Below are 13032 nucleotides of genomic sequence, written 5' to 3' on the forward strand. Positions count from 1 at the left end.
CGTACACGCCGCCGGAGAAAATGATTTCCATTTTCTTTGCGCCTGCGGGCGCAAACTCTGCGAGGCTTTTTCGACAGTCTGCCGGGTGCGCCGCGGAAGCAGCGGCGCACCCGTGCTTTTTCTGTTTTTTGAACCGGAAGGAGAGAATGAACCATGCAGGAAACGGAATTCCAATTTGCGGGCGCGCAGGGGACGGAGCTTCCCGCGCGCCTGTGGCTGCCGGACGGGCAGCCACGCCTCGTGCTGCAGATCAGCCACGGTATGACGGAGCACAGCGGACGCTACGACACGCTGGCTGCCGCGCTGGCAGAGCATGGCATTGCCTGCGCGGCTTTTGACCTACGTGGGCATGGCCGCAATCCGGGCAGCCGTACCTGTGCCGACATGGGGCCGGACGGCTGGGAGCAGTCGCTTTCTGATCTGCAGCGCTTTTGTGAGAGACTGCGGGAGAGCTTCCCCGGTGTGCCGTTGGGAATGCTGGGCTTTTCCCTCGGCTCCTTCCTGCTGCGGGACGCGCTCTGTCGGGGCATGGTCGCTCCGGCGGGGGTGATCCTTGCGGGAACGGGCACGCAGCCGGGCGCGGTGCTTGCCGTCATACAGGCGATCGTCCGGGGCCAGCTGCGCCGGGCAAAGCCCGGCGGTACGACGCCGCTGGTGCAGAAGCTTTCCTTTGGCGCCTATAACCGGAAATTTGCGCCGAACCGCACCCGGGCGGACTGGCTCTGCGCCGACGAAGCAGCGCTCGACCGCTACTGCGCCGACCCGCTGTGCCGGCCGGATATCTCAGCGGCGCTGTTTCTGGAGCTGCTGAGCGCCATGCGCCGGACCGGCGGAAAGCGCGCGCTTGCGGGCTGGAACCGCTGCCCGATCCTGCTGCTGTCCGGCGCGGACGATCCTGTCGGCGCGATGGGAAGCGGCGTAAGGCAGCTCGGCGCGGCGATGGAACGGGCGGGACTCCCCGTGCAGACGGTCCTGCTGCCGGGCGCGCGGCATGATATCTTCCATGAGGAGGCGGGCGGCGCCGCCGCGCAGGCGCGCAGCCGCATTCTGCGCTTCTGCGAAACGATACTGGCGGAGTCGGAGAAGCCGCGGAATCAATCGCCTGCGGAGAAATAGGGGCGCGGAAATAGCTCCCTTCCCACAAAAACCGGAGACCCGGCGAAAGCTGCTGTGAAGTGCTTCCGCCGGGTCTCCGACTGATTTTATGCCTATTATTCCTCCGTCAGCAGGTGACGGGCCAGCTCTTCGTTCTCTGCGGCCAGCTCCCGCAGGCTGCGGATATTTTCGGCCTCGAACATCTGCTCGGCCATGGCCGTGTCGATGAGGTCGCACAGCGAGGCGGCGTTCGCCTCCTCCAGCGGGAGGTAGAGGTCCTGCCCGAGGTAGTCGAGGAAGCCGCTGACCTTCGGGTCGTAGACGACGCCGACCATCGGCACGCCCTGCCCGGCGGCAAAGATCAGCGTGTGCAGCCGCATGGCGATGACGAGCGACATCCGGCGGATGAGTGCCACGATCTCCGTGCCGTTGCTCCCGGCCTCCAGCAGCAGGTACGGGCAGCGCAGCTGCGCGGCGACGGCGTTCAGCGCGGCGCGGTCACGGCACGGCTCCATGGCATAGAGCACCGGCGTCAGGCCGTACTCCCGGTGGGCGTATTCCGCTGCGTTCGCAAAGGCGGCGATGTGACGGTCGAAGTCCTTCCACGGGCGCAGAGCGAACAGGGCATAGCGCGTGCCTTCTGCCAGACCGCTGCGGTGCAGGAAGCTGTGGATGGCGGGCGTGTCGCCCGGATCGATCAGCAGGGCGGGGTCCGCCGTCAGGCGGATCTCCGGCGTCGTCACGCCGAGGGCGCGGAGCGTCTCCTCGGAGTAGCGGTCGCGCAGGGAGATGATCTCGGCGTAGCGGTTGAGCGTTTTGGCGGTGCGTTCGCAGTTGCGCGGGCGCGAGACGGGGCCGACGCCGCAGCCATAGAGCATGACGCGGCAGCCCGCGCGGGCGGCCATGCGGATGCTCGAAAGGTAATAGAGGAGCGAGCGCGTGCTCGTGGTGTCCTGAATGAGGGTGCCGCCGCCGCTGAGGTAGAGCTTCGCGTGGTGCATCCTGCGGCGGATGGCGAGCAGCCGGAACGTATAGAGCGAATCGACGCAGGCGGCCGCGCGCGTCTCCTTCGGCGTGCGGCTGAGGGCACAGATCGGCAGATCAGGGTCGATGTGGCGCAGCTGGGCAACGATGGCGTCGAGAATGGCGTTGTCACCGCCGTTGCCCTTGCCGTAGGCCCCGCAGATCACGACGCCGTCGCGCTCAAGCTTCGGGCGGCGGAAGCGGCGGATGATGATCTCGTAATAATGCTTCTGCTTTTCAACCATGGCCTGCACGGAGAAGTCGCGCTTCGTCTTTTCATAGAGTGCCTCGCCCATGCCGCGGCGCTTTGCGGCATCTGTCGCCAGCGTGAGCATGTGGGCCGTGAGCGCGGAGACATCCTGCGGCTCGAACAGCAGGCCGTTTTCGCCGTCGTCGATGAGGTAGGGCACGCCGCCAACGTTCGAGGCGATGGTCGCGCAGTGCATGCGCGCGCCCTCCGTCAGGGCATAGGGGAAGGTCTCGGACAGCGACGTGAGCACATTGACATCCAGTGCCTGATAGAAGCTGTTGACGTCCTCGAGCCAGCCGGGGAAGAATACCGTGCCCTCCGGACACAGCTCCTTGGCCAGCGCGCGGATCTCTCCGGCCTGTTCACCGTCGCCCGCGATGGCAAGGCGGATGTCCGGCACCTGCTTCACGGCCGCGGCAAAGGCGCGCACGAGCGTCGTCATATCCTTGACGGGGGAGATGCGGGCGGCAATGCCGAACACGACGGTTTTGTCCGTCGGCGTCAGGCCGATGCCGCGCAGCCACTCATCCCGCGGGACGGTCTTGAGCGGGGTGGAGAAGTCGACGCCGTTATACAGCGGGAAAATGCGCTGCGGGTCGAACCCGCGCGAAATAAGGAGCTGGCGCATGCCGTCCGAAACGCCGATCCACGCGTCAAAGCGGCGCAGCGCGACCTTGTTGATGTTGCCGTAGGTCAGCGCGGCCAGCGGGCGGCCGAGATAGTCGAGCCGGTAGTCGCTGTGGATGGTGGAGATGACGGGGATGCGCGCCTGCCGCTGCACGAGCGCACCGATCATGTTCGCGCGGGCGCCGTGGCAGTGCAGCAGCTGGCAGTCGTCGTGCCGGATGATGGCAAGGATGCGCTTGCGCACCGCCATGGGGTTGCTGCCTTCAATGACGGTCGTCGGGATGCCGAGACAGCGGGCCTCCTCGGCGAACGGTCCCTCCATAAAGCAGATCAGGTGGACATCCTCCGTGCGGTTCAGGCCCTGCAGCAGGGAAAGAACGTGCGTTTTCGCGCCGCCGACGTCGCCGCCGGAGATCAGATGGATGAGTTTCATACGGTCATACCTCAAAATGGGCAGATCAGCTTGTCAAAAAAGTCTCTGCGGGCTTTTTCGCCAAGCTGCTTTCAGAATTGCAAAATTAGTTTTTGTGTTTTTATTTTGCAATTCTGCCGCTGCGGCGGGTAATTTGACGCGAAAGGAAACCCTGACGGTTTCCTTTCACACTATCCTTCCCTCCGAAGCTTTTGACTTGGCAGGTTTTGACAACCTGATATCACTTGTGCCTCTTGTTGCCTCTTGCAATTCCGCGGCAAATCTGATAGAATCAGCTTGCCTGAATATTCATTATAATATATTTTGCGGAAAGAAGCAATCGGATTTCTCCCGTTTTTTCCGCCAACTGGAGGTTATCTTATGAAAATCGTCAAGAACGGCCGCCTGTTCGGCAAGCTGAACATCGTCGATGTACTCATCCTGCTTGTCGTGATCGCCGCTGTGGCCTTCCTCGCCGTGCGCATGGTGGGCGGAAGCGGCGGCGAAACGATCGCTGCCGACGAGCCGAGTGCGCAGGCGAACCTGCGCTACACCGTCCTGTGCGAGGACATGCCCCTGATGCAGGCGGAGAACGCCGTGACTGCCGTGACGGCGGAGGACTATGAGCTGAAGCTTGACGACGATTCCACCCTTAAGGTCAGTCCGAATCAGATCTTCAACAGCAACAAGTTCCAGGATGCGCAGATCACCTCGGCGGAAATTCTGCCGCAGGACGACAGCGCAGACGGCCAGCGCGTGACGGTCCGCTTTGTGATCGAGGCCGCTGCCAAGAACACCGTCGGTTCCTTCGTCGTCGGCACGCAGGAGGTCCGCATCGGCCGCGACTATATCGTCAAGACCGTGGATATCGAGATGCTCGGCACGGTCAGCGCCATGGAGAAGCTTCATGGATGAGCTGCTGAGGACCAGTCTGCTCTGGCGGCTGTTCGCGGCGCTTGCGGCCTTGTACCACCGCACGTTCCTGCCGCGGATGTTTGCGGCGATCCACCGCGCGTTTGCGGAGTCTTTGCCCGGCCGGGCGCTGCGCCGCCTGCTCGGCGGGCAGCCCGCCGTGGAGCGCTCGGCCTACCGCAGGCTGATGGATCGCGGCAATGCGTGGCTGTGCGGCATCGGGGCGCGCGTCGTGCCGGTACTGGAGGACAGCCTTGCCTACCGCATTTACCGCCGCGTCATGGCAGCGCTGCGGAACAGCCTCCTGCTCGGCTGGCTGTTTGCGGGCGGCATGACGGGCTTCCTGCTGTTCCTGTTCTCGTCCTATGCGATCATGGACTACCTGCTGCGCGATGTGCTGCAGCTGGCGGCCATCGCCTCCGTCTGGGATGAGCTGCTGATGCTCTTCTCGCTCGTGTGGGTCATCCACCGCCGCGTCGACACAAGGCGCCCGCTTTCCAGCACGGCCAACGGCATCGGCCTGTGGATCGCGTTCTATCTCACGGTGGGCGTGCTCCTGCTGATGACGGTCCGCCCTGCGCCGACCGTGAATTTCACGGGCTTCCGAGCGAGCATGGAATATCTGGCGGTGTTCTATCTTGTCACGCATCTCATCCGCGACGAGCGCGATTTCCGTGAGATGTACCTCACCATGGTCATCATTGCCACGGTGCTGGCCCTGCACGGCATCTGGCAGTTCATCATCGGTGTGCCCATTCCTGCAAGCTGGACGGACGCCGCCGAAGGCGCGGTGCGCACGCGTGTCTACTCCATCTTCAGCAATCCGAACATTATGGGCGCCTATATGATCCTGTTCGCGCCGATGACCATCGGTCTGGCCTATGCCTGTGAGCGTCCGTCGCAGAAGGTGCTGTTCTGGCTGTGCGGTCTTGCCATGTGTGCGGGCTGCCTGTTCACGATGTCGCGCGGCGCGTGGCTCGCGCTGGCCATTGCGGCCGTGCTGTTCGCCCTGCTCATCGACCGCCGCCTGCTGGCCCTGATGCTCGTGTGCGGCGCGGTGGCCTGCACGCTGCCGTTCGTGCGCAGCCGCATCGGCTATCTGTTCACGCCGCAGTTCGCGGACTCGAACGCCCGCGGCGGCCGCGCGAAGCGCTGGGCCACGGCCATCGGCTATCTCAAGACTACGGACCCGGTCTTCGGCATGGGCTACGGCATGTACGGCGGCGCCGTCGCGGTGCAGAATCCCGTCCTGCCGTGGGTCGAGTATATGTATGTTGATAACTATTACGTCAAGATCCTCACGGAGAACGGCATTGTCGGCGTGACGGCCTTCGGCATGATGCTGCTTGGCCTCGTCGGCAACGGCCTGCGCGCCTGTGTGCGCACGGCAAAGACCCGCTGGTCGCCGCTTTGCGCGGGCATGCTGTGCGGCCTCATCGGCGTGCTGATCCACAGCGTGTTTGAGAGCATCTGGGAGGAGCCGTATATGATGGCGCTGTTCTTCGCCGTCGCAGCCATGCTGGCCTGGGCCGGCCTGCTGCGCCGCCGGACACAGGAAACCGCCTGAAAGCATACGTTGTAAAAATGCTGTAAAATATGTTGGAATCCCAACATATTTTGCAGCGTTTTTTATTTTTCTTGCAATTTATGAAAAATCCTTGGAAAAATTGTGAAAAAATATTTAAGAAAACACTTGTTTTTCCGACGCGGACGTATTACAATGGGGGAACAATACCGGCTTCGGCCGGTTACATCATATCAAGGAGGAAAACGTATGAAAAAGAAGCTGAAGCAGCTGCTTGCGCTGGTCCTGACCCTTGCGGTCGTCATGGGCTTCGCGCTGCCGGCCGCCGCGGCCGATCCTGGCCCCAGGGTCACGATCGAAAAGGTCAGCAATGACGCCGTGACTGCGGAACCGGAAATGCATACAGCCGAAACGAAGGAAGATACGCCGCAATATGCAGACACCGACATGGTCCGTGTCTCCATTACGCTGGCGGGCGCTTCGACCGTCGATGCGGGCTATGCCACGCGCGGCATCGCGAACAATGCTGCGGCGGACATCTACCGCACGGGTCTGAAGGTCCAGCAGCAGGCGATGGCACAGCGCATCTCACAGGATGTGCTCGGCGGCGAGGCGCTCGATGTCGTCTGGAACATGACGCTCCTGACGAACACGATCTCTGCCAACGTGCCCTATGGCAAGATCGAGGCGATCGAAGCGCTTGACGGCGTGGCTTCCGTCACGCTCGAGAACCGCTATGAGCCGGATGTCGTCTCCACCGGCGATGCCGATCCCGACATGGCTACCTCCGGCGCGATGATCGGCTCCACGGCCGCCTGGGCAGACGGCTACACCGGCGCGGGCAGCCGCATCGCTGTCATCGACACCGGCACGGACACCGACCACATCTCCTTTGACGGCAAGGCGTTCGAGTATTCCCTCGAGCAGCTGGCTGCCGATGCGGGCAAGAGCAAGGACGAGTTCGTTGCTTCTCTGGACCTGCTCGATGTTGACGAGATCGCCGCTGTTCTGCCGAAGCTGAACATCAGCAAGCTTGTCCCCGATGCGAGCAAGCTCTATCTCACCAGCAAGCTCCCGTTCGCGTTCAACTATGTGGACGAGGACTTCGACATCACGCACGATAATGACAAACAGGGTGAGCACGGCTCCCACGTCGCCGGTATCGCCACGGCGAACCGCTATGTCTCCGACGGCAAGGGCGGCTATGAAAAGGCGCTCGATTCCGTGTTTGTGCAGGGCGTTGCCCCCGATGCCCAGCTCATCACGATGAAGGTCTTCGGCAAGGGCGGCGGCGCATATGATTCCGACTACATGGTCGCCATCGAAGACGCCGTGATGCTCGGCTGCGACGCCGTGAACCTGTCTCTCGGCTCCGGCAACGCGGGCTTTACCACCCCCGATGCGAAGTATCAGAGCATCCTGGATAAGCTGGCCGAGACCGACACCGTCGTTTCCATCTCTGCAGGCAATTCCTCCAGCTGGCCGGAAAACTCTGTTAACGGCACGGGTGCCCTGTATCTGGACGATGTGAACTTCGCCACCGGCGGCTCCCCCGGCTCCTACAAGAACTCCTTCGGCGTGGCCTCCGTGGATAATTCCGGCACGACCGGCTACTCCTTCTCCTATGGCGACGGCGCGAAGGTCTTCTACACCGATACCGCGGACAGCGGCTATACGAACAAGGCCTTTGCAACGCTCGATACCTCTGCCGACGGCAGCGGCACCGAATATGAGTATGTCTACTTCGAGAACACCGGCGCGGATGCCGACGGCAACAGCCTCCTGACGGACTATGCCGACGTCGTCTCCGGCAAGATCGCCTTTGTCTTCCGCGGCACGAGCTCCTTCTATCAGAAGCACATGGCCGTAGCTGCAGCGGGCGCCGCCGGCGCAGTCGTCTGCAACAACCAGGCAGGCGTGATCCGCATGGATCTGTCCGACTCCACCGCGACCATCCCGTGCATCAGCATCCTGCAGACGGAAGCGGCCGACATCAAGGCGGCCTCCACCCCGGTCTATGCCGAGGACGGCACGACCGTGCTCTACTACACCGGCAAGCTGACCGTCTCTGGCAAGATGAGCACGAGCACCGGTTCCTCCGGTTCCTACACCATGAGCGACTTCAGCTCCTGGGGTGTTCCGAGCGATCTGAGCATGAAGCCCGAGATCACGGCTCCCGGCGGCAACATCTATTCCGTCAACGGTGCCGTGGCAGGCGGTCAGGCCTATGAGGTCATGAGCGGCACGTCCATGGCGGCCCCGCAGGTCGCCGGTATGGCAGCCCTCGTGGCGCAGTACATCCGCGAAAACGGTCTGAAGGAAAAGACCGGCGTCTCCGTGCGTCATCTGGCCCAGAGCCTGCTGATGTCCACGGCCGAGCCCGTCTATGATGCCAGCACCAAATCCTGGTATTCCATCCTGAGGCAGGGCGCAGGCCTTGCCAACGTTTCCAATGCGATCCATGCCGAGAGCTACGTCCTTGTGAACGGCCAGCCCGACGGCAAGGTCAAGGTGGAGCTCGGCGACGATCCCGACCGCACGGGCGTCTACTCCGCAGACTTCACCCTGAACAACCTTACGGACGAGGCCATTGAATACACCCTCTCCGCCGATGTCTTCACGCAGGCTCCGGCCTCTGTCGACGGCGTCCTGTATCTTCTGCCGAAGACCGTGTCCATGGCAGCCAATGTTGTCTGGACGGTTGACGGCAAGGTCCTGACCGCTCCGTCGGAGCTCACTGCCTATGACTTCGACAAGGACGGCGACACCGATGCCGACGACGCACAGCTCCTGCTCGACGACGTCACGGCCGGCGCGGGCAAGCTCAAGGCTGATGTCGACGGCGACGGCGACACCGACACGCACGATGTCTCCGAGCTGCTGAAGCTCATCTCCGCTGCAAAGGTCGTTCTCCCGGCCGATGGCAGCATCTCCGTCCATGTGACGTTCTCCCTCATCGACGAGGAGAAGGAATTCCTTGACGCCTACTACACGAACGGCGCTTATGTCGAGGCCTTCCTGTATGCCAATCCCGTTTCCGCGGAAGACGGTGTCGAGCGCGTTTCCCATTCCATCCCCGTGCTGGGCTTCTATGGCAACTGGTCCGATGCCTCCATGTTCGATAAGGGCACGCTGTCCGAGTACTGGTACGAGAAGGAGACCCGCAACCCGTATCTCCCGGATTCCGACGGTTCTCCCAACATGTTCGGCAACATGGCCACCGTCAAGTATGCCAACGAGGACGGCGAGTACTACTACTTCGGCAACCCGCTTGCCGAGGACGACGAGTATGTGCCCGCGCGCAACGCCCTGAACAACGAGAACGGCGATCAGATCTTCAAGCTCTACTTTGCCTCCATCCGTAATGCGGGCGATGCCAAGTATGTCATCTCCGATGCGGAGACCGGTGAGGTCTATGTAGAAGAGGATCTTGGCCCTGTTTCCGCCGCCTTCTACTATGCCAACGGCGGAAGCTGGCAGGACACGCAGAAGGCCGTGAACCTCGGCTGGTCCGGTACGAAGGCCAACGGCGAGAAGCTCCCCGAGGGCACGACGGTCAACATCTCCCTTGTGCTGGCTCCGGAGTATTACCGCAAGGCCGACGGTACCTATGACTGGGACGCTCTCGGCAGGGGCGCGAGCCTGAGCACGATGACCACCATCGACAACACGGCTCCGGAGATCGAGGACGTGTCCGTCAGTCTGGTGGACGGCTCCCTTGACGTCGCAGCGAAGGACAACGAGTATGTCTCCGTCGTCGCTCTGTATGATGCGGCCGGCTCGAAGGCGCTGACCTATGTCGCGCCGAATCAGGAAACTGCCGGTGAGACGCAGCATGTCCGTCTGGATGTGAGCAAGGTCGTCGGCAAGACGTTCCTGCTGCAGGTCTATGACTATGCCATGAACGTCTCCACCTATAAGGTCTCCTATGATTTCCTGCCCGATATCGACGGCTACTACACCTTCTTCGATCTGAATAAAAAGCAGTGGTACACCTACACCGAGGACGCCTCCGAGTCCGCCGCCATGGGCGCGACGAACCTGAAGCTCTACGCTGCCGAGTATGCCGACGGCTATGTCTTCGCCATTGACGAGAAAAATGCCCTGTATGTCATGCCGGACAACGACTTCGCCAATGTGACGAAGATTGCAGATCTCGGCGCAGCCTCCGGCCCGCTGAGCTATGACTTCTTTGTCAGCGACATGGCCTATAACGCAGCGGAGAAGGAAATGTACTTCCTCGCATACTCCGAGGCCAATGAGCTCGGCGCTTCCTATCTGTTCAAGCTCGACCTGCTGACCGGCGCAACGTCGCTCGTCGGCGAGATGGGCAAGGACATCTGGACGCTGGCCTCCGACGGCTCCAATGGCTTCTATGGCCAGGGCACGTTCGACAACAAGCTCTATCACTTCACGGCTGCTACGTTCGCAGAGCCGGAGGATCTCGGTGCACTGGACGACGAGCTGTCCATCTACATGGCACAGTCCTCGCTGGCATGGGATGCCAAGAACCAGAAGCTCGTTTTCACGCTGGCGACAGCGTCGAGCTTCACGGGCCAGATCCTCAATTCTGCGATCTACACCATCGATCCGACGACGCGCGAGAGCAAGAAGCTTGCGGATCATTCCAGCCTGTCCGTCATCCTCGGCTGCTATGTCAAGGCGGGCCGCACGGACGACGCCTCCCATTTTGCTCCCAGCACCGAGGCCATGGCGGTCTCCCTTTCCGAAAGCTCGCTGTCCCTCCTTGTCAACGAAAAGGCCACGCTGACCGCGCAGGCCAACCCGTGGACGCTGAGCGACCGCAGCGTGACGTGGTCCAGCTCCGATGATTCGGTTGTGACCGTCAAGAACGGCGTCGTGACCGGCGTCGGCGAGGGCAGCGCCGTTATCACGGCAGCCTCTGCCGTCGATCCTGAGGTCAAGGCGGAGTGCTACGTTACCGTTACTACGCTCCACATCACCGTGGAAGGTGCGCTGCAGGATAAGGACGGTCATGCCCAGTTCTATCAGTGGAATCTGGAGAACAAGAGCTGGACGCCCGGCAAGCTCATCAAGGACGGCGAGATCAGCATCGAGTCCACGACGCTGGCAAGCTCCGACCTCATGTACCTGATGGATGCGACGGCGGATTCCTGGGCCATGCACAAGATCAACACCGCCACGGGCGAGGACCTCGGCTCCGCCAACGGCGCAGGCGTCCCGCTGTGGGATATGGCCTACTCTTCTCTCTTCAGCACCGAGGAGCAGGATCAGATCGTGGGTGTCTATTACTACTACCTCTTCTCGCCGAAGGATCCGATGAATCTGGATGCATACGGCTTCAAGCTTCAGAGCTTCCTGCAGCAGGTCGGTGCAAGCTACTTCACCGCCATCGCCTCTGCGGGCGAAACGTCAGTCAAGCTCAAGAGCGGCGAGACCGTCCCGGCCGAGATGTTCCTTGCGCTGGACAATAAGGGCAATATGTGGGTCCTCAACCTCTATTACACCGAAGCGGACGGCTATAGCCTGAGCGGCGGCTGCTACGAGACCACGCTGCCTGAGCTGGCCTTCGGCGGCCATGAGGACTCCATGTACTGCTCGCTCGTCATGGCCGACGAGGGAACGACGGACGGCCTGACGCTCTTCCTGTCCTACTTCACCGGCGACACCAATGAGCTCTATATGCTCAACCTCATGCAGAGTTCCGACGGCCTGTACTTCGACGCGACGGATGTCGGCAATGTCGGCGATTCCGTCTGGCCCGCGACGGTCAACCGTGTCTACGGCAATGCCAGCATCAAGGGCATCCAGACTGCGGAGGCCGCTGCGGAGAAGAACGATATCGAGCTCACCGCGCAGACCGTGTCCGCAGAGAAGATCGAGCGCAGCACACAGGAAGCCTCCGGCAGCCTCAACACGGTTTCGAATGCCGCAGCTCCTGCCGCGCAGCGCGTCGCTGCCGTGAAGGGCGGCTCCATGACCGCCAACGGCGATGTGGACCTGACCCTGACGGCCGACGAGGCCACGACGAACGGCCTGCTTGAGATCACCTGGGATCCGTCCCTGATGGACTATGTCTCCGGTGTGAGCACGGCGCAGCTCTCGAGCTTCCAGCCCGCCGAGGGCAAGCTTCTCTTCGGCTATGCCGCCGAAAAGGAGATCGCCAGTGACGCCGTTCTGGCGAACCTGAAGTTCCGCCCGAAGGACGATGTTCACTGCGACCTCGAGGTGCAGGTCAAGACGCTGCAGCGCAATGCGGAAAGCGGCCTTGATCTCAGCGAGACCATTGTCGTGAAGAACGAGAATGTCGAGCACAACTGGGGCGAATGGATTGTCACGAAGCAGCCGACCTGCTTCGCGCCGGGCGAGGAGACCCGCGTCTGCGCCGACTGCGGTGCAGAGCAGACCCGCGAGATCCCCGCAAGCACCGAGAACTGCCCGTCCAAGGCCTTCTCCGACCTGGACAACACGCAGTGGTATCATGAGGGCGTGGATTACGTGCTGAACAACGAGCTCATGCTCGGCGTCGGCGGCAGCCTGTTCGAGCCGGACGGCACGGTGACCCGTGCGCAGCTCGCTATGGTGCTGTACCGCGTGGCCGGCAAGCCTGATGTGAAGAACACCGCCAATCCGTTCAAGGATGTCACTGAGGGCGTCTGGTATGCCGACGCCGTCAAGTGGGCGGCGGAAGCCGGTGTCGTCAAGGGCATCAGCGCCGACGAGTTCGCTCCCGAGGTGCCCGTTACCCGTCAGGAGATCGCTACGATGCTCTATCGCTTCGCCAAGGCCGAGGCCGTTGCGGAGGATAAGCTCGCCGCCTTCCCGGATGCAGCCTCCGTCGCCGATTGGGCGAGGGATGCCATGAACTGGGCAGTCGCCACCGGCCTCATCAACGGTGTGAAGGCTGCCGACGGCACGGTCACGCTCGATGCACAGTCCGGTGCAACGCGTGCGCAGATCGCAACGCTGCTCATGCGCTTCCTCAAGGGCTGATCTCATAAGTAAAAAATTTCCCTCCCGGTTCGCCGGGAGGGAAATTTTTATATTTCGAAGCACTTTTTGTAGGGGCGGGGCATGCCCCGCCCAGCGTGGAGCCTGCAGTCCGTACAGGCTGCCGATAAAGCCGTAAAAACCAATTGCGTCTGTAGCGGCGCTCACTGCGCAGCCGTTGGCGGCTTTGCCGCCTTACGGATGCGGCGTGCCCCT

The 13032-nt window shown here is 62.1% G+C and carries 6 protein-coding genes; 5 read left to right on the forward strand and 1 reads right to left on the reverse strand.

The window, feature by feature from the left end; genetic code table 11:
• Window positions 1-153: 153 nt before the first annotated feature.
• Window positions 154-1116 (forward strand): alpha/beta fold hydrolase, encoded by a 963-nt coding sequence (locus tag WMO66_RS03205; RefSeq protein ID WP_349134969.1) that lies wholly within the window; start codon window positions 154-156, stop codon window positions 1114-1116.
• A gap of 95 nt (window positions 1117-1211) precedes the next feature.
• Here the strand turns inward: WMO66_RS03205 and csaB are convergent, their stop codons facing one another.
• Window positions 1212-3428, reverse strand: a complete 2217-nt coding sequence (gene csaB / locus WMO66_RS03210) for a polysaccharide pyruvyl transferase CsaB (protein WP_349134970.1) — start codon at window positions 3426-3428, stop codon at window positions 1212-1214.
• Between csaB and WMO66_RS03215 the strand changes: the two genes are divergently transcribed.
• The 4 genes from WMO66_RS03215 to WMO66_RS03230 all read left to right on the forward strand — a co-directional run bounded on the left by WMO66_RS03215 (window position 3418) and on the right by WMO66_RS03230 (window position 12819).
• Window positions 3418-3792 carry a hypothetical protein gene (locus WMO66_RS03215; RefSeq protein ID WP_349134971.1) on the forward strand — a complete coding sequence of 125 codons (375 nt, stop codon included), beginning with the start codon at window positions 3418-3420 and terminating at the stop codon, window positions 3790-3792. The genes csaB and WMO66_RS03215 overlap by 11 nt on opposite strands.
• Window positions 3789-4322 carry a DUF4330 domain-containing protein gene (locus WMO66_RS03220; protein ID WP_349134972.1) on the forward strand — a complete coding sequence of 178 codons (534 nt, stop codon included), beginning with the start codon at window positions 3789-3791 and terminating at the stop codon, window positions 4320-4322. The genes WMO66_RS03215 and WMO66_RS03220 overlap by 4 nt, the downstream gene beginning before the upstream one ends.
• Window positions 4315-5886 carry an O-antigen ligase family protein gene (locus WMO66_RS03225; RefSeq protein ID WP_349134973.1) on the forward strand — a complete coding sequence of 524 codons (1572 nt, stop codon included), beginning with the start codon at window positions 4315-4317 and terminating at the stop codon, window positions 5884-5886. Before WMO66_RS03220 ends, WMO66_RS03225 begins: the two co-directional genes overlap by 8 nt.
• Window positions 5887-6093: 207 nt before the next feature.
• Entirely contained in the window at window positions 6094-12819 is a 6726-nt protein-coding gene (locus WMO66_RS03230; protein ID WP_349134974.1) for a S8 family serine peptidase, read from the forward strand.
• The last annotated feature ends 213 nt before the right edge of the window (window positions 12820-13032 follow it).

The organism is Faecousia intestinalis, from assembly GCF_040096185.1.
Classification (GTDB): Bacteria; Bacillota; Clostridia; order Oscillospirales; family Oscillospiraceae; genus JAZOXB01.

Bases quoted from the DNA above. Each gene is read 5' to 3' on its own strand.
- WMO66_RS03205 (WP_349134969.1), top strand. From the start codon at position 154: ATGCAGGAAACGGAATTCCAATTTGCGGGCGCGCAGGGGACGGAGCTT.
- WMO66_RS03215 (WP_349134971.1), top strand. From the start codon at position 3,418: ATGAGTTTCATACGGTCATACCTCAAAATGGGCAGATCAGCTTGTCAA.
- csaB (WP_349134970.1), bottom strand. From the start codon at position 3,428: ATGAAACTCATCCATCTGATCTCCGGCGGCGACGTCGGCGGCGCGAAA.
- WMO66_RS03220 (WP_349134972.1), top strand. From the start codon at position 3,789: ATGAAAATCGTCAAGAACGGCCGCCTGTTCGGCAAGCTGAACATCGTC.
- WMO66_RS03225 (WP_349134973.1), top strand. From the start codon at position 4,315: ATGGATGAGCTGCTGAGGACCAGTCTGCTCTGGCGGCTGTTCGCGGCG.
- WMO66_RS03230 (WP_349134974.1), top strand. From the start codon at position 6,094: ATGAAAAAGAAGCTGAAGCAGCTGCTTGCGCTGGTCCTGACCCTTGCG.